At 48.4% G+C, this 279-nt stretch carries 1 protein-coding gene; it reads right to left on the bottom strand.

Going from position 1 to position 279, the window contains the following annotated elements:
• Positions 1-106 precede the first annotated feature (106 nt).
• Positions 107-268 (bottom strand): hypothetical protein, encoded by a 162-nt coding sequence (locus R0J87_RS19730; RefSeq protein ID WP_498888377.1) that lies wholly within the window; start codon positions 266-268, stop codon positions 107-109.
• Positions 269-279: the final 11 nt, after the last annotated feature.

Below are 279 nucleotides of genomic sequence, written 5' to 3'. Positions count from 1 at the left end.
CACCGGCACTAATCAGTTCCTGTAAAGTACGTTGCACCGGAATACCGGCACCACAGGTAGTATTAGTTAGCCATTGCATGTTGTTTAACTGCCCGGCTTGTCTGATTTACTGGTATTCTGCTTCAAGCAAAGTAACGCCCTGTTTGTTAGCACTGATAATGTCGCAGCCGGCAGCAATAAAAGCAGGATACAACCTGGCGAAGTCCTGGCTCGGAGTAATATCTATCAACACTTTTGGCTCTGATAAAGCAGCCAGATAGGCGGACAAGTGCTCCGGGC

Origin of the sequence: Halomonas sp. SIMBA_159 (assembly GCF_046536035.1) — a bacterium.
In the GTDB taxonomy this organism is placed as follows: Bacteria; Pseudomonadota; Gammaproteobacteria; order Pseudomonadales; family Halomonadaceae; genus Vreelandella; species Vreelandella venusta_A.
This window is presented reverse-complemented; position numbering and strand designations above follow the sequence as displayed.